Source organism: Arthrobacter sp. Z5-13 (genome assembly GCF_056499105.1).
Genome location: NZ_CP096460.1, coordinates 2,122,750 through 2,148,641 on the forward strand (window position 1 = coordinate 2,122,750; position 25,892 = coordinate 2,148,641).

General features: G+C 61.5%; 24 protein-coding genes and 1 pseudogene. 15 read left to right on the top strand and 10 right to left on the bottom strand.

What is annotated here, in order from left to right; translation table 11 throughout:
- Nucleotides 1-64 precede the first annotated feature (64 nt).
- The 3 genes from M1E02_RS10150 to M1E02_RS10160 form a co-directional block, all read right to left on the bottom strand.
- Nucleotides 65-394, bottom strand: coding sequence for a hypothetical protein (locus M1E02_RS10150; protein ID WP_479377900.1), 330 nt, complete (start codon nucleotides 392-394; stop codon nucleotides 65-67).
- A gap of 123 nt (nucleotides 395-517) precedes the next feature.
- Entirely contained in the window at nucleotides 518-1,846 is a 1,329-nt protein-coding gene (locus tag M1E02_RS10155; RefSeq protein ID WP_479377901.1) for a GTP pyrophosphokinase, read from the bottom strand.
- A gap of 698 nt (nucleotides 1,847-2,544) precedes the next feature.
- Nucleotides 2,545-3,246: a hypothetical protein gene (locus M1E02_RS10160; RefSeq protein WP_479377902.1), complete on the bottom strand. Its 702-nt coding sequence runs from the start codon at nucleotides 3,244-3,246 to the stop codon at nucleotides 2,545-2,547.
- Between the two features lie 804 nt (nucleotides 3,247-4,050).
- Between M1E02_RS10160 and M1E02_RS10165 the strand changes: the two genes are divergently transcribed.
- The 8 genes and pseudogenes from M1E02_RS10165 (at nucleotide 4,051) to M1E02_RS10200 (ending at nucleotide 11,489) form a co-directional block, all read left to right on the top strand.
- Nucleotides 4,051-5,181, top strand: a complete 1,131-nt coding sequence (locus M1E02_RS10165) for a hypothetical protein (protein ID WP_479377903.1) — start codon at nucleotides 4,051-4,053, stop codon at nucleotides 5,179-5,181.
- 422 nt (nucleotides 5,182-5,603) lie between these two features.
- Nucleotides 5,604-6,524 (top strand): ComEC/Rec2 family competence protein, encoded by a 921-nt coding sequence (locus tag M1E02_RS10170; protein ID WP_479377904.1) that lies wholly within the window; start codon nucleotides 5,604-5,606, stop codon nucleotides 6,522-6,524.
- A 65-nt stretch (nucleotides 6,525-6,589) separates the two neighbouring features.
- Nucleotides 6,590-7,078, top strand: a pseudogene (locus M1E02_RS10175) (ATP-binding cassette domain-containing protein); the annotation flags it as partial.
- Between the two features lie 62 nt (nucleotides 7,079-7,140).
- On the top strand, nucleotides 7,141-8,355 hold the full coding sequence (locus tag M1E02_RS10180; RefSeq protein ID WP_479377905.1) for a sensor histidine kinase: 1,215 nt from the start codon (nucleotides 7,141-7,143) through the stop codon (nucleotides 8,353-8,355).
- An 11-nt stretch (nucleotides 8,356-8,366) separates the two neighbouring features.
- Nucleotides 8,367-9,035, top strand: a complete 669-nt coding sequence (locus M1E02_RS10185) for a response regulator transcription factor (protein WP_479377906.1) — start codon at nucleotides 8,367-8,369, stop codon at nucleotides 9,033-9,035.
- A 105-nt stretch (nucleotides 9,036-9,140) separates the two neighbouring features.
- Nucleotides 9,141-9,896: an ABC transporter ATP-binding protein gene (locus M1E02_RS10190; protein ID WP_479377907.1), complete on the top strand. Its 756-nt coding sequence runs from the start codon at nucleotides 9,141-9,143 to the stop codon at nucleotides 9,894-9,896.
- Nucleotides 9,893-10,687 carry a hypothetical protein gene (locus M1E02_RS10195; RefSeq protein ID WP_479377908.1) on the top strand — a complete coding sequence of 265 codons (795 nt, stop codon included), beginning with the start codon at nucleotides 9,893-9,895 and terminating at the stop codon, nucleotides 10,685-10,687. The genes M1E02_RS10190 and M1E02_RS10195 overlap by 4 nt, the downstream gene beginning before the upstream one ends.
- A gap of 37 nt (nucleotides 10,688-10,724) precedes the next feature.
- Nucleotides 10,725-11,489 carry an ABC transporter permease gene (locus tag M1E02_RS10200; RefSeq protein WP_479377909.1) on the top strand — a complete coding sequence of 255 codons (765 nt, stop codon included), beginning with the start codon at nucleotides 10,725-10,727 and terminating at the stop codon, nucleotides 11,487-11,489.
- Between the two features lie 244 nt (nucleotides 11,490-11,733).
- Here the strand turns inward: M1E02_RS10200 and M1E02_RS10205 are convergent, their stop codons facing one another.
- Nucleotides 11,734-12,060, bottom strand: coding sequence for a GNAT family N-acetyltransferase (locus tag M1E02_RS10205; protein ID WP_479377910.1), 327 nt, complete (start codon nucleotides 12,058-12,060; stop codon nucleotides 11,734-11,736).
- Nucleotides 12,061-13,249: 1,189 nt separating this feature from the next.
- Here M1E02_RS10205 and M1E02_RS10210 point away from each other — a divergent pair.
- Together M1E02_RS10210 and holA are read left to right on the top strand one after the other, a co-directional pair.
- The gene (locus M1E02_RS10210; protein WP_479377911.1) at nucleotides 13,250-13,477 is read left to right on the top strand and encodes a hypothetical protein; all 228 of its coding nucleotides are present in this window, start codon (nucleotides 13,250-13,252) and stop codon (nucleotides 13,475-13,477) included.
- 282 nt (nucleotides 13,478-13,759) lie between these two features.
- Nucleotides 13,760-14,773: a DNA polymerase III subunit delta gene (holA, locus tag M1E02_RS10215; protein ID WP_479377912.1), complete on the top strand. Its 1,014-nt coding sequence runs from the start codon at nucleotides 13,760-13,762 to the stop codon at nucleotides 14,771-14,773.
- A 55-nt stretch (nucleotides 14,774-14,828) separates the two neighbouring features.
- On the opposite strand, the gene M1E02_RS10220 is transcribed toward holA, so the two are convergent.
- Both M1E02_RS10220 and M1E02_RS10225 read right to left on the bottom strand, forming a co-directional pair.
- Entirely contained in the window at nucleotides 14,829-16,415 is a 1,587-nt protein-coding gene (locus tag M1E02_RS10220) for an AfsR/SARP family transcriptional regulator (protein ID WP_479377913.1), read from the bottom strand.
- 157 nt (nucleotides 16,416-16,572) lie between these two features.
- Entirely contained in the window at nucleotides 16,573-16,848 is a 276-nt protein-coding gene (locus M1E02_RS10225) for a hypothetical protein (protein ID WP_479377914.1), read from the bottom strand.
- Nucleotides 16,849-17,027: 179 nt separating this feature from the next.
- Here M1E02_RS10225 and M1E02_RS10230 point away from each other — a divergent pair, with 179 nt between their 5' ends.
- Nucleotides 17,028-17,549 (top strand): pyridoxal-phosphate dependent enzyme, encoded by a 522-nt coding sequence (locus M1E02_RS10230; RefSeq protein WP_479378127.1) that lies wholly within the window; start codon nucleotides 17,028-17,030, stop codon nucleotides 17,547-17,549.
- A gap of 11 nt (nucleotides 17,550-17,560) precedes the next feature.
- Here M1E02_RS10230 and rpsT read toward each other — a convergent pair whose 3' ends face one another.
- Together rpsT and M1E02_RS10240 are read right to left on the bottom strand one after the other, a co-directional pair.
- Nucleotides 17,561-17,821, bottom strand: coding sequence for a 30S ribosomal protein S20 (gene rpsT, locus M1E02_RS10235; protein ID WP_479377915.1), 261 nt, complete (start codon nucleotides 17,819-17,821; stop codon nucleotides 17,561-17,563).
- Nucleotides 17,822-17,989: 168 nt separating this feature from the next.
- Nucleotides 17,990-18,592 (bottom strand): type II toxin-antitoxin system PemK/MazF family toxin, encoded by a 603-nt coding sequence (locus M1E02_RS10240; RefSeq protein WP_479377916.1) that lies wholly within the window; start codon nucleotides 18,590-18,592, stop codon nucleotides 17,990-17,992.
- Between the two features lie 218 nt (nucleotides 18,593-18,810).
- Between M1E02_RS10240 and lepA the strand changes: the two genes are divergently transcribed.
- Both lepA and hemW read left to right on the top strand, forming a co-directional pair.
- Nucleotides 18,811-20,664, top strand: a complete 1,854-nt coding sequence (gene lepA / locus M1E02_RS10245; RefSeq protein ID WP_479377917.1) for a translation elongation factor 4 — start codon at nucleotides 18,811-18,813, stop codon at nucleotides 20,662-20,664.
- 36 nt (nucleotides 20,665-20,700) lie between these two features.
- On the top strand, nucleotides 20,701-21,930 hold the full coding sequence (gene hemW, locus M1E02_RS10250) for a radical SAM family heme chaperone HemW (RefSeq protein WP_479377918.1): 1,230 nt from the start codon (nucleotides 20,701-20,703) through the stop codon (nucleotides 21,928-21,930).
- A gap of 57 nt (nucleotides 21,931-21,987) precedes the next feature.
- On the opposite strand, the gene M1E02_RS10255 is transcribed toward hemW, so the two are convergent.
- Together M1E02_RS10255 and M1E02_RS10260 are read right to left on the bottom strand one after the other, a co-directional pair.
- Nucleotides 21,988-22,407 carry a DUF4870 domain-containing protein gene (locus tag M1E02_RS10255; protein WP_479377919.1) on the bottom strand — a complete coding sequence of 140 codons (420 nt, stop codon included), beginning with the start codon at nucleotides 22,405-22,407 and terminating at the stop codon, nucleotides 21,988-21,990.
- 128 nt (nucleotides 22,408-22,535) lie between these two features.
- Complete coding sequence (locus M1E02_RS10260) at nucleotides 22,536-23,387, bottom strand: DUF3097 domain-containing protein (protein ID WP_479377920.1); 852 nt, start codon at nucleotides 23,385-23,387, stop codon at nucleotides 22,536-22,538.
- Nucleotides 23,388-23,650: 263 nt separating this feature from the next.
- On the opposite strand from M1E02_RS10260, the gene hrcA reads away from it, so the two are divergent.
- On the top strand, nucleotides 23,651-24,670 hold the full coding sequence (gene hrcA, locus M1E02_RS10265) for a heat-inducible transcriptional repressor HrcA (RefSeq protein ID WP_479377921.1): 1,020 nt from the start codon (nucleotides 23,651-23,653) through the stop codon (nucleotides 24,668-24,670).
- Nucleotides 24,671-24,765: 95 nt separating this feature from the next.
- Nucleotides 24,766-25,890: a molecular chaperone DnaJ gene (dnaJ, locus tag M1E02_RS10270; RefSeq protein WP_479377922.1), complete on the top strand. Its 1,125-nt coding sequence runs from the start codon at nucleotides 24,766-24,768 to the stop codon at nucleotides 25,888-25,890.
- The last annotated feature ends 2 nt before the right edge of the window (nucleotides 25,891-25,892 follow it).

A 25,892-nucleotide genomic window follows, 5' to 3' on the forward strand; every position in this document is an offset into this window, starting at 1 on the left:
ATGGATATACCTTCCCGCATCTGGTGGCGATTCAGCCGCAAGACCCGATCGGCGAATCGAATGCCTAAAACACCAGCGTACTCAGGAAGCCCCAGATGCTGAGCTGGATGACCGCGGTTGTTGCTGCCAGGGTGATCGCGCCGGGCACGCGGCCCTTGTTCCTGGTCACCGCGATGACGCTCATGATGCCGGCAACGATGACCATCGGAAAGCAGAACCTGATGAATGCAGCGGCGAGTCCATGTCCAGCGTCGACGCCGTTTCCGGCTCCCGCGAAGGTCATGCCAAACACAACCGCCGCGACCACAAAGAACACCAGCGACATCGCTCCGATCGTGAACTCGTTCCGCTCGGGCGATGCAGGCTCGTGACTGACCTCGCTATTGCTCTCCATATCCCTTCTCGTGAGGACGGATCACGAAACCGCCGATATTGGTCCTTCCGGCGCATATCCGGCCAACACTGGTCAGGATCAGATTCGTTTCAACCAGCAAACATCCCTAGGGACAATTGAGCGCTACTTGTTACCGTCTTCAGTCGCGCGCCGCTCTATGGATTCACTTAACTCACGTAGCCAGGTAGCCGCTTCGATTAGGTGAGTGGGCGGAACATTGCCCGCTTTTCCGTGCACAAGGCGGTTTCGAAGCTCACGCATCACCGCCAGTTCTTGCTCTTGCTCCCGCGTAATGATGCCACGAGCGCGCAACCGTCTGACCAAGATCAGGATGGGAGGCAACTTTGTGGGCGATGACTGGTAGAGGCTATTCAGAAGATTTTCAAGCAGGATCCATGCTGTGATGAACTCGCCAAGCGCCAGAGTCTCAGCCGAGTCAGCTTTCAAATCAGCGACGGTAGCGCGACGAGAACCGCGGCGTGCCTCTGACATAGCCCGTGAGTACGCCTCGTAGCGGCTCGAGCTACCAGAGAGCATAAGATCGGCCAGCTGGTCGGCAACGGGCCGGTGTTCGAAGTCCTGCTCTAGCAGGCCCACATACGGTCCAACAGAAGACGCAGTAGCCTCCCCTTCATCAGTGAGGAACCTAAAAAGCACATCAACTCGACCCAAAGTTGCGTCCGTGAGATCAATGCCTAGTTCCTTCAAGCGCGTGCGAAGATATTCAGCTAACTCGTAATGGTCCCGGAAAGGAGTCTTAGCGGCGGCAACCCTTTCGTCTCCAGCCTTTTGAAGTTGTTCAAGCGCAATCTCGCCAGCAAGAACCAGTCCGTTGAGTTGGTCTAGCAGTGCATACTCTGATGGGGACAGCTCACCCTCTAGCGGCTTGTACACCAGATCATGCTCAACTTCGGACCAGGCATGCATAAGTACAGACGCTACTTGGACCTCAATGAGCGCCGACGCATATCGCTCCTGATCCGGGTTCAACTTTGATGCGGGGATGTGAACCCGGAAGTGCCGCGCCCCATAACCAGAGAACCGCTGCGCGCGCTCCGCCGGTTTTCCGGCGTCAGAGCCATCAAGGCCGGCATCAGGAGCTTTCGAGCCCTTGTCCTCAGGGAAGGACTTGCTGTCGTCCACACCCAGTGTCTCTCGAATGATGCGCTCGGCCTCATCCATCTGACCAGGAAAGTAGAGAGCAACGCGCACTCCGGCAAGGTCGACAATATCCTCGCGAATCGCCGAAATCGACGCATACGAGTTCTTGCGATCACGGATACGCAACTTCTCTAATAGTCGGTCAACAGACTTAGCCCGGCTCGTGACGATAGCCCGAAGGCCCGAGCTGGCAAGCTCCGTCTCCAACAGTCCGCAGGCCGAGCGCGCCGCGGCCTCCCAGAAGTCAATCTCGCGTTCATACTCCCTTACGAAGTCTTCAATGACTCCCACGCATTCCCCTTACATTCGCCACATCTGAAGTTTACGATCCCGCCTGGGTGTTTCGAACCCCGTGCACGGACGACAAAGAAGCAAGGCTCGGCGCAGGTGGATTCCCCCAGCAAACACCAAGGGACTCAACAGCAAAGTAACTCTAGGTTTCGGGGATGACCCGCCCAACCTCTTTGGTGTCCCTTTTCTTGATTTTCCTCGTTGGCTTAGGTGCTAAACCATGCCGAGAGGGTTCGTATGGCCCCATGTTCCGTGAATGATGAGTCGAGACATCCTTTACGGATGAGCCGGGTCATCGTTGACACCCCGGTCTTCGGACCGGGGTGGGGGCAGTCCCAGGCCCCGGTATTCGACTTTCAGCGCACACTCGGCTGACACCGAGTCCAGGACCGGGGAAATCAACCATGGGAATACCCATTGGCTTAGCCCCGGGGTCCGCCCAGACCGCCAGCCGCGAGCTGGGTATCAATGTCCGCCGCGAAAGGTTGCGGTGGCTGTGACGTTTCCTGTAAATTCTTACCAGTTCTAGGAGTGCCTGGCCTTGGGTCACGCTGGTTCGCGACCGAGTACTTCACAGAACCGGGTTGTTTCGGGTTCAAGTCCCGGCGGTCTCCTTTGGAGAGTTGTAGCTTAACTGGTAAAGCAACCGGCTGTTGTTGACGGAGGAGTTGGTCCTGAGGGTACAACTCCTCCGTTCTTTAAGCCACACCTGCCCTTGCCATAGCCGCCTGTAGGTCCTGGTCTGAGAGGTTCACGGGTCCGTACTGGAATTTTGCCAGTCCCCGCAGTTGCTTGTATTGCTGATTTTTGTCGCCAGGCTTCCGAGTCTCAAGCCAATCGACAACAGCGATGTCCGCCCAGGTGCTCTTCGGAAGCGCGTGTTGGAGTATGGAGTTGGCCTCTTCCGCCAAGCGTTTCGTGACAGCCAGGATTCCGATTAGTTCCGAGAGGCCAAGATCGACTTTGTCGCCCAAGCTGTACGTGCGAAATGTCGTCTTCGTGACAGTACTCCATACTTGAAGGGTTTGCGCGTCGGACGCACTGACTGCATTCACAAGCGCCGGGTTTGCTTTGCCGCCGCTATGAATGTGGGTATTTCTTGCCTTTCGGATCAGGTGAAAAAGGCTTAGTGACTCTGGAGTGAAACTTTTCCCGGTCGCAGACTCAAATCTTTCGTGGACGTTTGCGGCCTTAGCGCCTTCCGAGATGTTTCCAACGCCGGTTACATTCTTCTCCAGGAGTTCGAGCATTCCCACCATGAGGTCCTCTTGCAGGGCCATCACTTGAGGGACGGCCAGAATGCCCAGTAGTTCCTCGGCATCGTCAAGGACTTCCCGCGCCTTGTCTGTTGTCAAATTGAACCGGCGGACGTGCTCGACGCCGGGAAAGATGTCGCTCATAAGAAGTTTTGATCCGGCCGTGAGCATCAGCGTTTGAGATGCCAGCTTCGAGCCCGCTAACAGGCCCATCATCGTGTCGTTCGTCTGAACTCGTTGGCGTTGATGCTCTCGATATTCGAGATAGTGCACTATTCCCATGAGGCGATAGTTTCACATATTCAATTGACCGCTTGGAGAGCTACGTGAGCATCTTGTGTTGGATGGTGACGGCTCAGCGTAGACCCGGCAGTGCCGCAGTTGCATCATGTACCTGGGCTCATCGCAGCAGCTCAGGAGATCGCGTCCGACGGCACGTGCATCACGTTCCACATATATGAACAGTTCACAGGGGCGGGTGAACGAGCGGCCGATCCAGTTTCAGTTTGAACCGGGCAGTGCAGAGCAACTGGCATTCGAGGACTGGCGCAAGTACGGTAAGCAGTTGACAGCCGACGCCGCCGTCAACTCGGACCCTCTGAAACACTGCGGCGATGCTGTCCCTGGTGTCCGGGCTAGCCCATGTTGCTGGTGTGCTCTTGCCGAGATATTTGCGAGCAGTCGGATACCGATAGCAGCGGACTGGCGGGCATTCGCGATTGTCCGATTTGGACTCATCCGCGGCCCCGGTGCGGTCCGTCAGGTACTTCCGTGTCAAGACAGGATTATGCCACGGGCAGGTGTCTCAAATCTCTTGGTCTGGAATCGAGCTGTTTAGTACTTCGTATTCAGCCTCGTCGAGCCAGATGTCGCGGTGTTCGGTGAATGCGTCTGCGGTTTTGCCGAGCATAGTCCGGCAATGTCGGCGGTCCCCGTTATTCTGCTCTCGTGAGCGAAAACGACCATCCAGAAGACTCCGCCGACGAAGTCGAGGAGAATACCGACGATGCGGACGATCGCATCGTCCTCACGCCTGAACAGAAAGCAAAGCTAGCAAAGACATTGGAAGGCATCCAGCAGTCGCTGGCCGGCAACATCGAGCTCCCGAACTTCAAAGTCCCCGAATCGATTTTCAAGAACATCTTTGCCTTCTCGCGCATCGTCGAATCGCAGCAATCCATGGTAGCCAGAGCGATCAAGCCGTTGGTCGACATGCAGCCGCTTTGGCAGAAGCAGTTTCCCAGTATCAGCAGCGATATTTTCAAGGGGCATGCACTTGTACAGACCAACCTGAACCTGGTTGCCTCGCAACTGACAAAGAACATCGACTTCAGTATCTTTGCGGGCGCAGCCCGGGTTGCAGAGCAGTTCGCGGCACAGCAGACAACGTGGCTAAAGAACATCGCGCCAGCACTCGCATCACTACGTGCGGCCTTCTACCCGCCGAACCTGCGGAGCGTCGAAGGGCTGGAGTTCGAGGAAGTCGAGCAGGTCGTCATGGCCGACGGCATACCCCTCTATGGTCTGCCCCGGGCCTCGATCGCGGAGGCGTTGATCCGGGCAAACGGGGCGCGAGAACGGCGGGAGATCCTGGGTCGACGGTGGAAACCGATCTCTGCCGACTGCCGCGCGGTCGTAGGGGCATGCGGGTCGGACGCGGTTGCAGCGTACGTCCGGTACGCCGTGGCGGCACTCGATGCTTTGGACGCGGGACATGCTGAGGCCGCCCAGGCACTTGCCGGATCTCTCATCGACGCAATCCTGACTTCGTATTTTGGGAAGGATCGCAAGAACTACACCCCCGATCGGAACGGGAAGCGTACCAAGGATGCCTATGACGAATTCAGCGTTCGCCAGTTCATCGCGTTCGCTCCGATGTGGCAGACGTACCAACAATTCTTCGTAGCCGACGGTGACAAGGTGCCGATGACATTCAGCCGCAACGCCACGGCGCACACGGTGAGTCCCCGCCAGTTCAACAGGCGTAACGCGGTCCAGGGCATCATGGTCGCCTGCAGCCTGCTGTATCGATTTGACGAGGAGGCTAGGGCACTCGAGGTGGCCAAGGATAGGCAATAGCCATTGCACCGAGATGCGGAGGCTCAGCACAAGCACATCGCGGAGGTCTACCTTGAGGCACATCCGGACGAGACTCGGACTCCGGGTCTCGTCCGCGGTCGGGTCTCGTGAGGCTGTCGCAGGAGGGTGGTCATGGAAAACGAGTTCATGACACGAGAGCACTTGGCGGCCGTGCCTCGGGCCCGATTCCACCCATCTCGCGTTTCAACGTTGGTCGGTCGACCTCCTGTCAGATGGACTCCCGCAAGGACCTGATCGCCGTCCATCACGACCGGACGATGGGCCTTATCGTCGCGCCAGGTCCATCATTGAATAGCACGAAGACGGGTGGACCAGCGAAAACGCTGCTCCAAGGAGACCCACCTGCTGTTTTAACATTCACTGGTGCCAACTGCAGCCTCGTCCTTGGGGCCTTGCTTCTGGTGGCCCGTAGTCTCCGCCTGCCACGCGGGATAGCCGCAGTATGCGCGTTGGGTGGCCTCGGCTGTTTTGTCCTGGTGGTGGGGCCGGACGCCAGCGTCCTCCGGGCAGCCCTCATGGGCTCGATCGGACTGATGGCCCTGGCTGGCGGAAGACCAGGCAGGGGACTCAGTTTCCTGTGTCTGGCGGTGATCGGCTTGCTGCTGGTTGATCCCGCACTTGGCTCCAGTTACGGATTTATCCTGTCAGTGCTGGCCACGCTGGGCATCGTCACGATCGGGCAGCAAGTGGTCAAGTGGACGCCACGGATTGTGCCGCGATGGGCAGCTGCCGGGCTGGCTGTTCCGTTGTCCGCGCAACTTCTTTGCAGCCCGGTAATTGTCCTGTTGCAACCACAGTTCTCGCCATTCGCGCTTGTTGCCAACATTGCTGCTTCCCCGTTCGTGGGGCCCGTCACCATCCTTGGAACGGCCGCGGTGCCCTTGCTGCCCTTCGCCCCGCTACTGGGAGGGCTACTGATTTTCGTGGCGGGTTTCTTTGCCAATTGCGTTGCCTGCACCGCGAGGTTCTTCGCCTCCTTGCCTGGTGCCTCATTGGCGTGGCCGGAAGGGACATTCGGCCTCTCCACCATGGTTCTCCTGTCCTGCCTGAGCATTCTAGGAGCATGGCTGGCAATGCATCCTATAATTGCGGGCACGAAACTGCTGCTCTTCCATGCTGCCCTCGTCAGGTACCTGGACCGCTTGGCTGACGCAGGTCCTTTCCCGTCAAGCAGGAGCGAATCACGATCGGGCTTGGTGGTCCGGAGACAGCGTGGCAAGCCTGGAGTCAGCAGAATTATTTCCGCGAGGAAACAAAATTGGCCGCAACCCAGGCATCATCCAGAACGCCGGCCTCAAACACGGCAACGTGGCGGGATGTAACACCGGCAGGCGTGGTGCTGATCTCCGGCCCGGCGCAACCACGCCTCAGATTCTCATATCCCCATGCGCTGGTCGGTCCCTCTGGTGGCGGGAAGAGCTCGATCCTCCAGTTGATCGAGAGATTCTATCGCCCGTCTGCCGGGGAGATTCTGGTCAACGGCGTCGATATCACCGAAACTCGTCGAACGTGATGCGAAGGGGCTGGACGCAACGGCTGGTGAAAGTGGGGTCACTCTGTCGGGTGGCGAGCGGCAGCGGCTCGCTATTGCACGAACACTGATCACAGGTGCGCCCATTCTCCTTCTGGATGAGTCGACCTCGAGCCTCGACGGCAAGAACGAACAGCTCATGCGCGACGTGATCTACGCCCCTCTCCGCCGATCGAACGCCGCTTGTCGTCGCACATCGACTTTCGACTGTCATTGAGTTCGACCAGATCCTCATAGTCGAGGGTGGCAAGATAGTCGGCAGAGGAACGCATGACGAGCTGGTCGCCCCGACAACCCTCTACCGTGAGCGCTGAACATCAGCTGCTGCCCCGTATGGGCGGGTAGCGTTTCGGCCCCACGAGCAACCAGCCCGTTTCGCGAATCGCATGAACTGACAAGGAGAACTCGTGCCCCGTACTGAAGGCTGGCTCCTTGTGTTGCGTGACGCGCTCCTCGGGATCGTGCTGATCGCTGTCCTGTGGCTCACCGCTTCCGCGCCCGAGGCTGATCTTTCGTTTGCCTCTGCTTCTGCTTCTGCTTCTGCTCCTGCCTCTGCCTGGCGCTTGATGCAGATCAGCCTGGCGTTGATCGTGCTGGCCTCCGTGCTGCTGCGGGAGAGGTGGCCGGAGTCTGCGGTCGGAGTATCGCTGGTAGCCACGTGCACCGCCTGGACGCTCGGTATGACTTACGATCCGTTTGTGCTGACCGGGTGGTGCGTGCTCGTTCTCGCCGAACGACGCGGGGTGCGTGCAGCCCCCTGGTGGATGGTCGCGTCGGGTGCGACGCTGCTGCTGGTGGCACTCGGCCTGGGCGCAGAAGGCATAGAGGACCGCTTGCGCGGCATGCTGCTCGGTGCGGTGGTGCTCTCGATGGCGTGGATCCTCGGCGTGCGCACCCGCGAGGCGCGCAGCGATGCCGCGGCGCGATCCCGGACCGAGGAACGGCTGCGTCTCGCCCGGGACGTGCACGATGTGCTCTCGCACTCGCTGGGTGCGATCGGTGTGCGCGCCGGCGTCACCGCACACATCACGTCCCTGAGCGAGGATGACCTGCGAGAGGCGCTCCGCGAGATCGAGCAGGACGCACGGAGCTCACTCGCAGACTTGAAGACGCTCCTGAATCGGGAGCGCTCGAGCGGTTCCGAGCAGACGGGCGGCACGGGCGGCACGGCCCCGAGTCCCGGAACGACGGACGCGGCAGCGGAAACCGTGTCCGCGCCACTCGGCGAGATCCTCGCCGACCTCGCCCGCACAGCCCAGCACGCCGGCATCCGCACGACGCTTGAGGTACCCGACGACGTCGACCGGCTGCCCGCCGATGTGCGCACGACCCTCCACCGCGTCGCCCAGGAGGCGATGACGAACATTATCCGCCATGCATCAGCATCTTCGGCGACGATCACGGTGACGGTGCTGGCGAACCGGGTGCAGCTCGAAGTCCGCGACGACGGCGTCGGTGCCAGTGGTAGCGCGGGCCATGAAGGGAATGGATTGACCGGGGTTCGGGAGCGTGTCGCGCTGATGGGAGGCGCGGTGCTCATTGACCCTGCAGCGCCCGGGTTCACAGTGACTGCGACTCTGCCGTTGTCGGTGGCTGAAGCACGTGACGGGAGAGAGAAATGAGTGGAATCCGAGTGCTGATCGCAGACGACGAACGAGCCATCCGGGGATCGCTGCGGTTGCTTGTCGACGCAGAGCCCGACATGCGCGTCGTTGCAGAAGCGTCCGATGGCGACGAAGCGCTCAGGCTCGTGGATGCTTACCGCGCCGACGTTGTGCTGATGGACGTGCAGATGCCACGAATGAACGGCCTGGAAGCCACGCGCAGGCTCGCCGCCCGTGCGCAGAGTCCAGAGAACCCACGAAGCACAGAGAGCCCTCGCGTGATCGTGCTCACCATGTTCGATCTCGACGAGTACGTGTACGAGGCGTTGCGCGCAGGAGCGTCGGGGTTCTTGCTGAAGAACAGCCCGCCGACAGAATTGCTGCATGCTATCCGCGTCGTGCACGAGGGCAACGCGTTGCTGGCTCCCGAGGTCACCAAGCGGCTCATCGGACAGTTCTCCTCCCGGCGAGCCGACGCCGGCCTGCAGTACCTGACAGAGCGTGAACGCGAGACGCTCGTGCTGATCGGCCAAGGACTCTCCAACACCGAGATCGCCGGCGCACTGTTCGTCACCGTGACGACAGTGCGCACCTATGTCAGCCGCATCCTCACCAAGCTCGATGCCCGTGACCGTGCCGGGTTGGTCGTGATCGCCTACGAGAACAACCTCGTCGGGCTCGGCTCGCCAGCTCGCTAGACCAGCACAATACAGCCAACAGAGCAGAGCCAACAGAGCCCGCCCAAACGACACTGTCGACTCTCGCAGACTGACCCGGCCGTCCAAACCGAGTTGACTGGATGCATGATCGAAGTACACCATCTGACAAAGCGCCATGGTTCCCGTACAGTCGTCGACGACATCACCTTCACCGCCAGGCCCGGTCGCGTCACCGGGTTCCTCGGCCCCAACGGGGCCGGGAAATCCTCGACCCTGCGCATACTCCTGGGCCTCGACCGAGCGACCTCCGGACGGGCTCTAATCGACGGGAAGCCGTATCGATCCCTGCGTCGTCCCCTCTGGGAGGTCGGCGCGATGCTCGACGGCCCGGGCGCGAACAAAGGCCGCACTGCACGCGCGCACCTCCGCTGGGTAGCGGAGTCAAATGCGATCCCGTCGCGGCGTGTGGACGAAGTGCTCGAGCTCACGGGACTGCGAGATGCCGCTCGGACTCGCATCAGCGGGTTCTCGCTCGGCATGGGACAGCGGCTCGGCATAGCCACGGCGCTCTTGGGCAACCCTCGAGTCCTCGTGCTCGACGAGCCGACCAACGGTCTAGACCCGGACGGTATCCGATGGATTCGACGCTTCCTGCGTGCACAGGCCGACGACGGGAAAGCAGTCCTCGTCTCGAGTCACCTGATGAGCGAGATGGAAGAGACGGCGGACGACTTCGTCGTCATCGCTCAGGGTCGTGTCGTCGCCCAGGGCCTTGCCGCCGATGTCAAGGGTGGCCACGGCACGCTGGAGAACGCGTTCTTCGCGCTCACTGACGAGCACTCGGATTATCGTGCCCACGGTGCCGAGTTGGCCAACGAGCGCAGCAAGGGGGAGCGATGACCAACAACAGAACCGCCGACAACAGCAACAGCATCAGTCAGGCCAGCAAAGGCAGAATCAGAGGCACAGCACTGCAGAATGCGACTGCGCTGGTGGGCTCCGAGAGCACGAAGCTGGTCACCGCCAGAGCTACCTGGATCCTCGCGTTGGTAACGATCCTTGGCACATGGCCGATGGCCTGGTCGAACGCCGGCTCCGGTGACGACCTGCCTACGGACGATCCGCGATTGTTCTCCTCCAAGCCCATTCCGCAGGAGTTCCAGGGTTTCGAGATGGCAGGATTCGGCTACGTCCTGATCGTCGCGCTTGCCGCGCTATGGGCCGGAAGCGAGTACGGTTCCGGTCGCCAGATCCGCACCACCCTGCTGGCAACCCCGCAACGACTGCGTGTGTTCGTAGTGAAAGCAGCACTGCTGGCAGTGCTCGCCGGCGTCATCGCCTTCCTGACGATGTGGGGCACGATCGTCATCACGCACGCTGCGGGCCACACCAGCGTCGACCCCTGGGCGCTGAACCCGGCGATCTGGTCGAACCTCGCGATCGGCACCCTGGCACGGACTGCCATTCTGCCCCTCATCCTCATCACCCCCCTCGTGATCGGCATCGGGGACTTCCTCGCCGGGTTCTGGGAAGGTGCGAAGTTCCTGCCCATCGCCGCTGGCGCTTCGCTGTACAGTGATCCCGCATCCGGCACCACACTCGAGCCGCTCATGTGCGGACTCGTCCAAGCGGCATGGACGGTAGCCCTGCTGATCGCCGCCGCGATCTCATTTACCCGGCGAGACCTTTAGAGAGCCCGGGAATCAGAAACGGACAGAGCCAGGAACCATGATCCACACAATTCAGGCCGAGCTGACGAAGGCCTTCATGCTGCGCAGTATTCAGGGCACTGTCGCTGCAGCGCTCGTCGCACCGCCCGTCCTCGCCCTCGCCTCGGGTCTCGCCTTCAATCCTGCGGCGTCGAATTCTGCTGCCTCAGCGCTCACGCCGGAGGCGCACGGATTCGAGACCGCCGGGTTCGGACAGCCCCTCGTCATCCTGCTCGCAGCGCTCATCGTCGGGAGCGAGTACCTTGACGGGAGCCTGCGCACGAGTCTGCTGGCGACCCCGCAACGCAGCCGACTGTTCGCCGCAAAGCTGATCGTCATCGCAGGCCTGGCAGCCGCAGTCAGTATCATCGCCACGAGCGCCGCGGTGCTGCTCAAGCACGCAGCACTCGCCGAGCACGGACATGGGCAGGGGCTTGCTATCACGGAGTTCTCACCTGGCATGGCACTGAACCTCTTCACGGTCACCATCAACTACGTGCTCATCGCGCTCATCGCCGCGGCGATCACTGCGCTCGCCCGCACGTTCATCGTCACGCTTGTCGTCCTCGTTCCGCTGGTGCTGGGCCTCACCATCTCGCTCGTCAGCATGCTGCCGCCGCTGAAGTTCTTGCCCGACCTGGCGGGCATCCAGCTCCTCACCTCGTATCCAGGAGCCGGTCTTCTCGACCCTCTGCCCGGAGGACTGGTGATGGCTGCCTGGGCAGCACTGTTTACAAGCGCCGCAGCGTTCGTGTTCGTTCGTCGCGATACCGGGAACGGATGAGGTCAGGAGCACGAGGGGCACCAGAACGCACGAGAGGGCAAGCGGGCCCGCAAGGCTCAACTCAGTGCTGTGCTCCCGAGATCGGCAGAGCCACCCCGAGCCGCACGTTATAGGTCTTCAAGAGCTTGGCCAACGTCTTGAGGGCCCGCTCGCCCCTCCCTGCGGTACTTCCGCTTCCACGCCCAGCCGCCGTCACGCTGTGTCATGCATTCCCGAGGCGCATCCTCGAGACGGATCGCAACCTTCAATGGGTCAGGACGTAGCGGCGTTCCGGCCGACCTGATGAATTTCGTACCTTAAGTTCGTTCGTCCTGGTCCATCCAGCACCTTCGTAGGCAGCGATCCCTCTGCTGTTGTCCGCGATGACCCAAAGTTCCATCGGAGTGTTTTCTTGGGTCGAGTGTTGGCGGAGGTGGTCGAGAACCTCACGGGCAACGCCAGTGCCCCAGGCTGTCGGATCGACGGCCAAGTACAGCACCTCCAGAACACCGACACGGGGGATGGCTATCGCAAACGCCAATGCTTCTTCTTTTACGCGGGCAAAGACAAGCATCGCCCCATCGGTTGCCAAGGCGGATTCAATACTCGGGCAACTTGTCCTCGGCCGTCGGAACTGCAGGGAGCCGATCACGTCGTGCAGTAGCGCGGGCCCAGATCCCGGCGGCTTCTCTTGCCGCTCCGCTCCCTGGCTCCTTACGGATAGCCGAATGTGGAGCTGAAGTCATAGTCCGATCGTGCCACGAACAACGTCACCTAACGAAAAGCGCTTTGTCCGCTTAGCCTATTGTTCAATCTCCCTAATACGAGATCCAAGCTCATGGCTTGGTTACGTGATACTACAGCGGGAAAAACCCGAGATTTCCAGCCAGCAGTACAAGAAGGTCCAGGGGATTCTGCTGCCGGGTCTATTTTGTCGGTACTTGTCTCAGCTGCTGGCCTTTTAATAACGAGTTTCAGCGCAGGTTCCGCACCATGGACGCTGGCTTCCTTTGCTTTACTTGGACTCGCGATGCTGGTGGGTTGGGTTGTTGCGAGATCATCGTCTCCCGTGTAAGACCCAGAGCAACCGAGCCAGTCGTCATGCATGGTAGGGGACCGGACCCACTATTGGATCTCGTGATAGATGGAGAAACGATGTGTTCGCGGCTGGCGGCAAGAACAAGAGGGGCCTGACGGGAGAATAGATGCCACAGAATTCAAGGAAAGCCCCGGCCCTTCGAACAGTTTCCCGGCTCGTGCTGCGCGCGCGGCTCGTGCAGGAGCATTCCCTGGCGGCTGACAAGAGCGCCCTGGAGAAGCGCGCTGCCTGGACTATGTCCTTTCGGGTCACTCAAAACTTGGCGACCGGGGGGCGTACCGTGGCCTATGGTGCCGGCTCCTTTGCTCCCCACCGAGCAGGTCGAGTCAGCGGCCACCCGGGTGCGCCGCGTTTAGTCGCCCGACCGGCCGACCCCCAGATGGCTTGCGATTACTTCCATTGCACCCTGGAATTCAACAAATCTGAAACCAAAATTATCGCTGAAAATGGCTGGCGAGCTTCAGGGGTCGTTGCCGGAGCATGCTCAAAAGTTTGGCATGGTAGTGGGCGCGGCATGCGGCGCGCTGGGTGGTGGACTTACAACCACCGCGGCGCAGGCGAAGAATCAAGACGATTGCGTCGGGGTTCGCTCTGCCAAGGACATGTGGGGACTCGCTACCGGCGTTCCCTATCCGGCGATCTACGATGGCAGTAACTGTCGATAGAGATGGTGGTTTCCCCAGTGGCAACTCAAGAAGATCACGGTAAGTCTGGCGGGTTCAACGCCTTCTGGGCTGTCTATTTACTGATGTTGGCCGGCGTTCTAATGTTGGTTTTTCCCGCTGTTAAAGAGGCGGCTGGCACGTTTTGGGAGCTGTACCCGCTCGCCATGTTTGCCGCCATCGCTGTGGCGGCATATCGCAAGAAGACTGCATCGAAGGCCTCTCAGGGTGAAGAATCGCACCCGTGAGCGCGTTTAGGTCGAAGGCTCCGAGGAGGGCTTAGGCAAATCGTCCGCTCTCCCTCGCGGAGAGCGGGCGATTCGTTTCTCGCGAAGCGCGGCAGCGCTATCAGGGCATGGCGGCAGGCTTCAGCGGCCTCACACTGACTCGAAGGTACTTGCTCCGGTAGGAAGCATGGGTTATGCAGGTCCTTTCCCGTCGAGCAGGAGCGGGTTCCGATCGGGCTTGGTGGTCCGGAGGCAGCGTGGCAGGCTTAGAGTCCGCAGAATTATTTCCGGGAGGAACCAAGAGTGGCCGCAACCCAGGCATCATCCAGAACGCCGGCGTCGAACACGGCAACCTGGCGGGATGTAACACCGGCCGGCGTGGTACTGATCTCCGGCCCAGAAGAATATCTGGGAACACGTGCCATGGACAGGATCCGTTCCCTGGTGCGGGCTGCGGAACCCGATGTCGAAGTCACCCGCCTGGATGCTGGCAGCTACGAAGCAGGTTCCCTTGCCATGAATGTGAGCCCATCGCTGTTCGGGGAACGGAAGCTCATTGAGGTCGAGGGACTTGAGTCCATGAATGACGCGTTCCTTTCGGATGCGGTGGCCTATCTGGCCCGTCCAGAGCCCGATGCCGTCCTGGTGCTGCGCCACGGCGGCGGAAACCGCGGAAAGAAGCTGCTCGACGCAGTGAAGTCGGCAGGTTGGCCCATGGTTGACTGCCAGCCCCTCAAGAAAGAGGCGGACAAGACTGCCTTTGTGGTGGCGGAGTTCAAAGCTGCGTCCCGCCGGATCGAGCCGGCCGCAGTCCAAACCCTCGTAAACGCTGTCGGTGCCAGCTTGGCAGAGCTGGCGGCGGCTTGCAGCCAACTCATAGCCGATGCCGCTACAGCTGTGGATGCGGAAATGGTTGACCGCTACTACGGTGGCCGCGTTGAGGCCTCTGCCTTCAAAGTCGCCGATGCAGCAATGGCAGGTAACGCGCCGCTGGCACTGTCCACACTCCGGCATGCCCTCGCAACTGGCGCGGATCCGGTGCCTCTGGTGGCCGCTCTTGCAGCCAAACTTCGCACCCTTGCCAAGGTTGCCGGGGCTCAAGGCTCGTCCGCCCAGGTGGCCAGGCAGCTGGGAATGCAACCGTGGCTGGTGGAGCAGGCACAGCGGGATGTCCGTCGCTGGACCCCTGAAGGCCTCATCCGGTCCATCCAGGTCACTGCAGAGGCAGATGCCCAGGTAAAAGGGTTGTCACGGGATCCCGTTTATGCCGTGGAGCATGCAGTCACAATTGTTGCCACATCGGTTCGCCCACGTTAGAGCCTGGTCCTGTCTGCGCGTCACAGACGATGGCATTCGCTGGCGCTGCTAGGCCTCACAGCGCTGAGCGAGGGAGAGCAGCCAAGAGTTGCAAGGCGCGCTCAAGGAGATCCTCCATACTGCCCTTAGCTGCCCCTGCAACAGCGCGCCGCGCCACGGCCTCTGCACGGTCGGTTTCTCCGAGGATCAGCGCGGCTTGGGCTTCGGCAAGCAATACGTCTGTTTCCACCCAGGTATATGAGTCTGTGACTCGGCTGCAAAGGGTACTTGCGCTCTGCATCCATTCCAGAGCGGTTCGCGGATCGTCCTCCACGTGGGTGAGGCCAATCGTTTTTGCCGCGAGCCCCTCCCAGCAGGGGTCCTGAAGCTGCCGTGCTAAGGCGAAGGTCGTTTCAGCGCTCTCACGCACGGCGCCGGGGTCGTCGCCGCGGCCAAGGCGGGCATGGGCCAGCCAGGCCTCAGGCCACGGCCGGAACGCTGTCCAGTTTTCATTCCGCGCCAGCTCGCATGAGCGGGTTGCCCAATCCGCCGCTTCTTCAATCCGCCCCAGAATAAAAAGGGTCCGTGCCCCGATACCAAGGTTCCATGATTCGCGCCGGACAATTCCTGCCCTACGGCTGAGCTCGACGGCCTCCCGGAACCTTTCCATACCCGCTTCCAGCTTGCCCCAGTCGCTAAGATTCATGGCCTCAAACCCTGCCAGTGCCGCCATGAGCGGCATATCGTCTGTAGCCAGCTGACCAGCGGCCCGGAGGTAGTGAGCGGCGCTCGTCCGGCGGCTCGCAAGCAGGTCGACATAGCCCAGCTCAGACATGGCCTTGGCTGCGATCCTTTCCGCTCCAGCTGCCAGCGCCAAATCGACCGCCATTGCGAGAATTACGGCACCTTCGTCGTCGTAACCTCTAATCGAATGCACAAGGGCGGTGCCAAGCTCTGTCAGGCATCGGCTGAACAGTTCCTTGTCGCCCGATGTCTCCGCGGCTGCGGACGCGCCGCGCAGGCATTCAATTCCAGCGTCCGCGGCACCGGCGGAGACGGCCGCGAGGCCCGCCTCGCAAAGTGACCGCGCCGAGGCCCGCGCCGACACTCCAGGCACTGGTGCGGATAGGGCGGGGCGTGCTGCGGCCCTGATTGCCGGCGTTGCGGCAACACCAAGTTCGGTGGAAAACAAGGCCTCGCTTGCATCGGCTTGTCGAACGGCTGCCTCCACACTGCCGGATGCGGCGAGCGCTTTGATGAGGAGGACGTGGGGGCCTTCCTCAAGAGGGGCACGCCGAACCATGGCACCGGCAAGGGCAATTGCCCGTTCGAATAGCCGCCCTGACAGGGCCCGAAGCACTCCCTGTCGTAAGACAGACAGCACCTCGCCGTCGACTCGCTGACGTTCGATCAAGAGCCATGATTCAAAGGCCAACGATGCCTTGACTTCAATACCCTCCAGGAACTGGCCCTCGGGGATCTGGTCCTCCCCGATCACGCCTCGGGTGATATCCCAAACATCCGCTGACACATCAGTGCCAACGTCGATGGAGATCGGATTGCCCTTAAGCCCATCAGGATTGGCCATTCGCCGGCGCAATTCCGCGAGCGACCATCGCAAGGCTCCCATTGGATCGTCAGCCTCGCTGAACAGCTCTTCCACGAGGACCTGGCGGGATATTGGTTCGGACGCACGTAGTAACCTGCCCAGGACAGCCCAGGTTTTGTGGCCTCGAGGACCAGGGACTGGTTGGCCGTCTCGCTCCAAGCCCAGTTGCCCAATCAAACGCACGTACAGCACCATCACAATCTAGCAACCCTTACGCTGCCAGCTCCAGAACGTAGCCGGCGAGCAGTTCCGACGCAAGCTGTGTCTGCTCATTCGCGGGGAGCTCTCGAAGCAACACACCGTGCATGACGCCGAACGCCCTTAGCCGGGCAACTTCTGATCCATTCCAATCGATGAGCGCCGCTGACGCACCTGGGTTTAGATCGCCGGCAGCGGACGCCATCGCATGCAGGATCCGGGAATCGGAGTGGGTTCCGTTGGCGACAATGCGGTCGGCTGTGCGATTCAGAATCTCATTCAGTTCCATGATCGTTCTCCTGTCTGGGGTTGATACCTGAATCCTGCTTCACCCCCGTGTGAGCAGACGTGTGACCCGGGAAAACTGCATGGGAAAAGGGGCCCTGAATGGATATATTTGCTTCCTCAGCAAGATGCGCACAATAGCGTACCGCCGAGGCTGATCCCCGTCGCGGAATTCTGACCGCGATTGGGTCTACGCCCCTAACTGAGGCTGGTTCCCAGGGAACGGCGGAGGGCTACAGACTTCACGTCGTTTTCTCGGACGCCTTCAGCAATGAGAAACGACGGACCATGGAGGCATTCGGGGCAGTAGTCGAGGATGTACCAAGCGACCAGGAAAGGATCACCGAGAAGCTGATCCAAGCGATGATCGCCAAGGTAGCAGAAGTTAGTGCCCGGCCGAGCCGCCGGGCGTGCGACCAAGTCAGCAATCATGACGCCATCAACGGATACCTGGCCTTGGGTGAGGAAATCTGGCATGAGCCGGGGTCTTGCTCGAGAAGAAGGAATTTTTGGGGCACTTCATCAGGCGGGAACGTCGTTGCCGCTCTGCGGGTTGGCAAGCGCCTTGGGCCGGAAGCAACCGTGGCCACGATTATCGTCGATTCTGGACTACGCTATTTGAGCACTGCCTGTACGGATAGCAGTTTAAACGGATATGGCCGGCACCCCACAAGGGGTGCCGGCCATAATCATCAGTTCAGGTGAACTGGAAAACCTTAGAGTGCGTTGACCTTTTTGGAGATCGCCGACTTGCGGTTTGCAGCGTTGTTCTTGTGCAGAACACCCTTGCTGACAGCCTTGTCCAGCTTGCGGCTGGCGGCAACCAGGGCAACAGCAGCTGCATCCTTGTCGGTGGACTCAACGGCGGTGTTGACGGCGCGGATGGCCGTCTTCAGCTCTGACTTGACTGCGTTGTTGCGCAGGCGTGCCTTCTCGTTGGTGAGGATGCGCTTCTTCTGGGACTCGATATTAGCCACGTGTGAACTCTCTTTTTAATGCGGAAATGGTCTAGAGGGCTTTCAGATTGGCCATTGACTGAGCGGCGTGGGGATACCTATGGCGGCCAACCATCAGTGGCCGTCGACCTGCACGGACACACAGCTATAAATATTAGCAGATTGGCTGAACCTGTGGCGATTCCTGGACTAGTTCCAGCCGTGTCGCGCCTTCAGGGCGTCAGTCACCAGAACGAAACTGTCGGCGTCGATGATGGCACCCTCACGGCGGATGTCCTTGGGATTGATCTGGAGGATGCGGTCCAGCCTGGCTTCGCTGGGCCGTCCTTGACGATCCCAGCTTCCCGAACCGAGGTCCACGTAGTCAGCGCTTCGCCGATGATCGTTGTCGTGGTCTTTGCTGGTGAGCATGACTCCCAGAAGATGGCGGCCATGGCCGCCAATCAACAGAACCGGGCGGTCTTTGCCCCGCGAGTGGTCCTCTTCAAAGGGGACCCAGGTCCAGATCACTTCTCCCGGGTCCGGCTTGCCGTCGGGAGAGGGTGCATACCGCAGGTCGGCGGTGCCGGTGAAGTCGCCGCTATATGGAGCCGAAAGTCCCGAGGAAGGGTTGGAGGTGCTGGGTTTGCTACCGGAAGGTTTCGCAGGTGCTGCTGCGCCGCGCCCACCCTTCCTTGCGGGAGCCGCCCCGCGGGTTCCCTTTGTCCGGGCGGGCGCTTCCCCACGTAGTCCTTCCAGGAGCCGAAGGGATGAACGGACGATTGCGCCGATTGAGCGGAAGTTCAGGGCCATGGAGAAAACCATACCGTCGCGGCGTCACGGGCGCGGCCCCTTTTGCCGCCGCCGTAAGACGGGCGGCCGCACAGTTCCCGGATAGGATGCACCGCCGGACCGCCGAACGTGGGAGACTATAAATTCAGAGATGTGGCAGGCGGCCGGACAAATTGCAGCCGCCGTGCTCCCTGGAAGCCATCAGTATCGCCAACAGAAGCCAACAGTAAGGACCCTGCGTGTCTCCCATGGCCCGCACCGCACCGGTGCCCGCCGCGACAGATCCGGCCATCATCCGGAACTTCTGCATCATCGCCCACATCGACCACGGTAAATCAACCCTGGCCGACCGCATGCTGCAGTACACCGGCGTCGTTCAATCCCGCGATATGAAGGCCCAGTATCTGGACCGTATGGACATCGAACGCGAGCGCGGCATCACCATCAAGTCCCAGGCTGTGCGCATGCCCTGGGAACTCGACGGCACGAGCTACGCCCTGAACATGATCGACACCCCCGGCCACGTCGACTTCACCTACGAGGTCTCCCGTTCGCTGGCCGCCTGCGAGGGTGCGGTTTTGCTCGTGGACGCAGCCCAGGGCATTGAGGCCCAGACGCTCGCCAACCTTTACCTGGCGATGGAGAACAACCTCACCATCATCCCGGTCCTCAACAAGATCGACCTTCCCGCCGCCCAGCCCGAGAAGTACGCGGCGGAGCTCGCCAGCCTGATCGGCGGCGACCCCGACGACGTGTTGCGGGTCTCCGGCAAGACCGGTGCCGGCGTCGAAGTCCTCCTGGACAAGATCGTGCGCGACCTGCCCGCTCCCGTGGGCGATCCCAATGCCCCCGCCCGTGCCATGATCTTCGACTCTGTGTACGACACCTACCGCGGCGTAGTCACCTACGTCCGCGTCGTTGACGGCATGCTGCACCCGCGGGAGCGGATCCAGATGATGTCCACTCGCGCCACACACGAACTCCTCGAAATCGGTGTGAGCTCCCCGGAACCCACGCCTTCCAAAGGCCTGGGCGTCGGCGAAGTGGGCTACCTGATCACGGGTGTGAAGGACGTCCGCCAGTCCAAGGTGGGCGATACGGTCACCAACCTGGCCAAGCCCGCCGCGCAGTCCCTGCCCGGCTATGCGGATGCCAAGCCGATGGTCTTCTCCGGCCTCTACCCGCTGGACGGCACCGACTACCCGGTGCTCCGCGATGCGTTGGAGAAGCTGATGCTCAACGACGCCGCCCTGATCTACGAGCCGGAAACCTCGGCCGCGCTGGGCTTCGGCTTCCGCGTCGGCTTCCTGGGGCTGCTGCACCTGGAAATCACCCGCGAGAGGCTCGAGCGAGAGTACAACCTGGACCTGATCTCCACAGCACCCAACGTCGAGTACGAGGTGACACTGGAGGACAAGAAGGTTGTCCACGTCACCAACCCCAGTGAATACCCCACCGGCAAGGTCGCCGAGGTCCGGGAGCCGATGGTATCCGCCACCATCCTTGCGCCCAATGACTTTGTGGGAGCCATCATGGAACTGTGCCAGAGTCGCCGAGGCATTATGGGCGGCATGGACTATCTCTCTGAGGACCGGGTGGAGATCCGGTACCGCCTGCCGCTGGCCGAAATCGTCTTCGACTTCTTCGACATCCTGAAGTCCAAGACCCGCGGCTACGGCTCACTTGACTGGAAAGCGGACGGCGACCAGGTTGCAGACCTCGTGAAGGTCGACATCATGCTCCAAGGAGAACAGGTGGATGCCTTTAGCGCCATCACCCACCGGGATAAGGCCTACGCCTACGGTGTGATGATGACAGGTAAGCTGCGCGAGCTCATTCCCCGCCAGCAATTCGAGGTTCCCATCCAGGCCGCCATCGGGTCGCGGATCATCGCCCGCGAAAGCATCCGCGCCATCCGCAAGGACGTCCTGGCCAAGTGCTACGGCGGCGATATTTCCCGTAAGCGCAAACTTCTGGAAAAGCAGAAGGAAGGCAAGAAGCGCATGAAGATGGTGGGCCGCGTTGAGGTTCCCCAGGAAGCCTTCATTGCCGCTCTCACCACGGACGAATCCAAGGACAAGGCCAAAAAGTAGTGATGACCGTGGCCGGAACCTCCGGAGGCCGCAGCAATGCCTAGCGTTCTACCCCTTGGTGACCCCGCGCCGTCGGACGGTCTGCTTCCCGCGCAGGCTGCCGACGGTGCTGCCGGGCGCGGATTCGGGCTGTACGTACACATCCCCTTCTGTGCGGTGCGCTGCGGGTACTGCGACTTCAACACCTACACGGCCACCGAACTCGGCGGCGGGGCGTCCCAGGACGCCTATGCCTCCACGGCCATCGCCGAGGTGGAGTTTGCCGCCAACGCCCTGAAAGCCAGCGGATTGCCGGACCGCCGGATGAGCACTGTCTTTTTCGGCGGTGGCACGCCCACGCTGCTGCCCGCCGAGGACCTGGGCCGCATCCTCAGTGTAGCGATACGCGAATGGGGACTGGAGCCAGGGGCCGAGGTCACCACCGAAGCCAATCCTGACTCGGTGACTCCCGAGTCACTGCAGATCCTGGCGGACGCGGGATTCACCCGGGTATCGTTCGGCATGCAATCGGCCGTACCCCACGTGCTCAAAGTCCTGGACCGCACCCACACGCCCAGCCGGGTCCCGCAGGTGGTGCAATGGGCACGGGAAGCCGGCCTCGCGGTCAGCCTTGACCTCATTTACGGAACGCCGGGGGAGTCCCTTGAAGACTGGCGGTACTCCCTGGAGACAGCCCTGTCCTACGGCCCCGACCACATCAGCGCCTATGCCCTGATCGTGGAGGACGGCACCAAACTCGCCGCGCAGATCCGCCGTGGCGAAGTCCCTGGAATCGACGACGACGACCACGCCGACAAGTACGAACTCGCCGAAGAACTGATCTCCGCTGCCGGCCTGCATTGGTATGAGGTAAGCAATTGGTCCCGCACCCCGGAGCAGGCCTGCCGCCATAATCTGGCGTACTGGCGTGGCGATGACTGGTGGGGGATCGGACCCGGCGCCCACTCACACTTCGGCGGAGTGCGTTGGTGGAACGTGAAGCACCCCACGGCCTATGCCGCCCGGCTCTCATCAGGCGCGTCGCCGGCGGCCGGACGCGAAACGCTCGACGCCGGCACCCGGAGCATGGAACGAATCATGCTGGAGGCCAGGCTTTCCTCAGGGCTGGACATTGCCACGCTGGATGCTTCCGGTCGTCACGCTGTTGCCGGTCTCATTGCCGACAAACTAGTGGACGCGGCAGCCGCCTTCCAAGGACGGCTCATTCTGACACTTAAGGGCAGGCTGCTTGCCGACGCCGTGGTTCGACGGGTCCTGCCGGACTAGCGGGTCCTGCCGGACTAGTCTGGCGGATACCGCTCGGCCGATGCCGCTCGGCTGACGCTACTTGATCCACCGCAGATTGAACGGGTAGCGGTGCGGCTGACCCCGGTTGACATGGATCCCGGCAGCGACTGCAAAGCAGGTCAGGGCTATCCAGATTCCGGTGGCAAGCACGGCGAAAAGGTTACCGACCACGGGAAGCATTACCAGCACGTTCGCGATGACTGCGGCGATGGTGGGAGGAAGCGTGAAGTTCAGGGCTTCTTTGGATTCCTGGGCCGTGAAGGGCCCCCGCTCCTTGAAGATCAGGTAGATCAGCAGTGAAGGTACGCATCCGAGAATGCCGCCGAAATGCGCCAGCGTGGCCCACTGACGGTCCTCGCTGGCGGTCAACGGCAGTGCGTTGGCTGGAACACCATGGTACTGGGACTGACCTTGGCCGCCATGGTCGTCCCTGTGTTCACGTGCGTCTTCTGCCACGGTTACGTCCTTTGGATTGCAGTGGTGCGTTGGTGCCTGGAATAGCAGGGGAGGCTTGCAGGAAGCCGCCGTCGTTCCAAGAATACTGGTTTCCGGCCGGCTTCGCGGGGTAGACCCCGAGCCGGGTGCTACGGAGCTGTCAGGAAATCGATGACCTCTTCCACACGGCCCAGGAGGGATGCTTCAAGATCTGCATAAGTTCGTACTGCTCCGAGGAGTTTTTGCCACCCGAGTCCGATGTCTTCCTTGGTGGAATGCGGCCAGCCGAAGGCGGCCAGAATACCTGTCTTCCAGTCCATGCCCCGGGGGATGGCAGGCCACTGCTCTATTCCAAGGACGCTGGGCCGGATTGCCTGCCAGACGTCAACGTAGGGGTGTCCGACGATGAGCACGTTTCCTGCCGCCCCGGGCGATGACATGACCGACTGTGCAATCCGGGACTCCTTGGAACCGGCTACAAGGTGGTCAACCAGCACGCCGAGACGCCGGTTGGGTCCGGGCTGGAACGCCGCCACCGCGCCCGCCAGGTCGTCGATGCCGTGGAGAGGCTCGACGACGATCCCTTCGATCCTGAGGTCATCACCCCATACCTTCTCCACCAGTTCGGCGTCGTGCTTTCCTTCCACCCAGATGCGGCTCGCTTTCGCGACCTGCGCACGCTGGCCCTCTACTCGGACCGAGCCGGACGCCGTCCGCTGGGGAGCGGCCGAAGCAGCATTTTTGCGAGGGACCGGCGGAAGCAGGCGGATGGGTTGACCGTCCAGAAGGAAGCCGAAGCCCAGGCGGAAAGACCGTGACTTTCCCCGCCGGTCCTCGAGGGCCACAACGTGCATCCCACCGGACTTCTCAACCCTCGTTACGGCTCCTACCCACCCGGACTGGACGTCTTCAAGGACCATTCCACGTTCCACCGGAACGCCAGGAAGTTCGCGTTTGGCGGGGGCCGTGATGTCCTGCGGTCCCCAGTCCTGGTAAGTCATCGCCACTCTGCATTTCAGTTGGAATCCGCTCGTGGCCTCGGAAATCTGCACGCGCCGGTTCACTGCCGGAGTTTCGCCCGGAGCGGTACCAATGCTAACAACGCGGTGAGTCATATTAGACTGGTTAGCACTGAGGCATGTCGAGTGCTAACCGCCGAACTTCGTCATGAGGTCAGCGCGGATGCTGAAGGGTCTGGCGTTAACCGCTGACCCTCGGCGGACAGCACAGACATTTTGGCGGGACAGCAGATCGGAGGTGGACAGTGAGCGAACCACGCAAACTCGAAGTGTTGCGTGCCATCGTGGAGGACTATGTCCATTCACGCGAACCAGTGGGCTCCAAGGCCCTCGTGGAACGGCACCATCTGGGAGTGTCCAGTGCGACAATCCGTAACGACATGGCTGCCCTGGAAGATGAAGGCCTCATCACCGCTCCCCACACAAGCGCAGGCCGCATACCCACGGACAAGGGATATCGGTTGTTTGTCGACCAGATTTCTGCCGTCAAGCCTCTCTCGCAGGCAGAGCGCCGGGCCATCCAGTCCCTGTTGGAGGGGTCCGACGACCTCGACGACGTCCTTGACCGCACGGTGCGTCTGCTGTCGCAGCTGACAAACCAGGTTGCCGTGGTGCAGTACCCGCACCTGAGCCGGGCGCTGGTGCGCCACATAGAATTTGTGCTATTGGCGCCGCGGCAGGTCCTGATAGTGCTCATTGCTGATACCGGAAAAGTGGACCAAAGGGTTATCGATGTAGGGCACGACCTGGGCGATGACGCCCTGGCTGCCCTGCGGACACGTTTCCTCATGGGCCTGTCCGGAACGCCCCTCAGCCAACTGCCCCACGTTCTCCCCAGCGTGGTTGCCTCCTGCGAACCGTCCCGCCGCAACGTGGCCCAGGCCTTGGCCCATGGACTCGAAGCACTCGCCCACAGCAGCCGCGAAGAACGCATGGTCATGGCCGGAACAGCTAACCTGGCCAGGTCCAACGTGGACTTTCCCCTGACTATCGGTCCTGTTCTTGAAGCTCTCGAGGAACAGGTGGTGATGTTGCGGCTGCTCAGCGAGATGGCGCAGGATCCGCGCGGGGTCACCGTGAGTATCGGCCGTGAGAACCCGTACGACGGCCTGGCCGAGGCCTCCGTGGTAGCCACCGGTTATGGGCCGGATTCCAGTTCCAAGATCGGGGTTCTCGGCCCCACCCGGATGGACTACCCCACCAGCATGGCCGCCGTCAGGGCCGTCGCGCGATACCTTTCCAGGATCCTCGGCCCCGGAGGCTGATCGTCCCACCCGATTCTGCGCCCGCACGTAAGGCGCCGCGCTCCTAGACAGCGCGTTCGTATCACAGGCAGTACAACCAGGAAGAGACACAAACTTTGAGCAGCCACTACGACGTCCTTGGAGTCTCACCGGAGGCCACCGGCGAGGAAATCAAGAAGGCATACCGCAAGCTTGCGCGCACCCTGCACCCGGATGTGAACCCTGGTCCTGATGCCTCCGACAAGTTCAAGGCTGTGACCCACGCCTACGAGGTGCTCTCGGATCCGCAAAAACGCCGAGTGTATGACACCACAGGCAACGAGAACGGTACGGATAACGGCTTCGGTGGCGGTTATGCCGGCCAGGGCTTCGCGTTCCAGGACATTTTCGACACCTTCTTCGGCGCCGGCGGCTCCGCCGGGCCTGCCTCGCGCGTGCGCCGGGGGCAGGACGCCCTCATCAGTGTCCGCATCGACCTGCGCGATGCAGTGTTCGGCGTCAACAAAAAGCTTGAGGTGGACACCGCGGTAACCTGCCCGAGTTGCGAGGGTTCCTGCTGCCGGCCCGGCACCCACCCGGTCCGCTGCGACATCTGCGGCGGAAGCGGGCAAGTACAGCGCGCCGTACGCTCAATCCTGGGACAGGTCATGACCGCTGCTCCCTGCGGCTCCTGCGAAGGATTCGGAACGATCATCAAGGACCCCTGCAACGAGTGCAACGGCCAGGGCAGGATCCGCAGCCGTCGTTCCATGACGGTCAAGGTTCCGGCGGGCGTAGCCACCGGAACAAGGATTCAGTTGTCGGGCCAGGGCGAAGCAGGTCCTGCCGGCGGCCCTTCCGGCGATTTGTATGTAGAAATCAGGGTCAACCCTGACTCCACCTACCTGCGCGAAGGCGACGACCTTCACGCCACCCTCAATATCCCCATGACTGCTGCTGCTCTTGGTACGGAAATCACGCTTGAGACTTTCGACGGCGAGCAGGAGATCGACGTCAAGGCAGGCACTCAGTCCGGCGAGATCATCACGCTTCGCGGCCTGGGAGTGACCCATCTGCGGGGATACGGACGCGGCGACCTCAAGGTGCACTTGCAGGTTGAGACTCCCACCCGGCTGGATCCCGCACAGGAGGAGCTGCTCAGGAAACTCGCCAAGCTGCGGGGAGAACAGTTCACTGAAGGCAAACTTGCCGCCAGCGGCGGTGTCTTTGCCAAGCTGCGGGACAGGCTCGGTAACCTGTAGCG

Excerpts from the sequence above, each read along its gene's own strand:
- M1E02_RS10150 (WP_479377900.1), bottom strand. The coding sequence starts at position 394 with ATGGAGAGCAATAGCGAGGTCAGTCACGAGCCTGCATCGCCCGAGCGG.
- M1E02_RS10160 (WP_479377902.1), bottom strand. The coding sequence starts at position 3,246 with ATGAGCGACATCTTTCCCGGCGTCGAGCACGTCCGCCGGTTCAATTTG.
- M1E02_RS10190 (WP_479377907.1), top strand. The coding sequence starts at position 9,141 with ATGATCGAAGTACACCATCTGACAAAGCGCCATGGTTCCCGTACAGTC.
- M1E02_RS10195 (WP_479377908.1), top strand. The coding sequence starts at position 9,893 with ATGACCAACAACAGAACCGCCGACAACAGCAACAGCATCAGTCAGGCC.
- M1E02_RS10200 (WP_479377909.1), top strand. The coding sequence starts at position 10,725 with ATGATCCACACAATTCAGGCCGAGCTGACGAAGGCCTTCATGCTGCGC.
- M1E02_RS10225 (WP_479377914.1), bottom strand. The coding sequence starts at position 16,848 with ATGGAACTGAATGAGATTCTGAATCGCACAGCCGACCGCATTGTCGCC.
- M1E02_RS10240 (WP_479377916.1), bottom strand. The coding sequence starts at position 18,592 with ATGGCCCTGAACTTCCGCTCAATCGGCGCAATCGTCCGTTCATCCCTT.
- hemW (WP_479377918.1), top strand. The coding sequence starts at position 20,701 with ATGCCTAGCGTTCTACCCCTTGGTGACCCCGCGCCGTCGGACGGTCTG.
- M1E02_RS10260 (WP_479377920.1), bottom strand. The coding sequence starts at position 23,387 with ATGACTTACCAGGACTGGGGACCGCAGGACATCACGGCCCCCGCCAAA.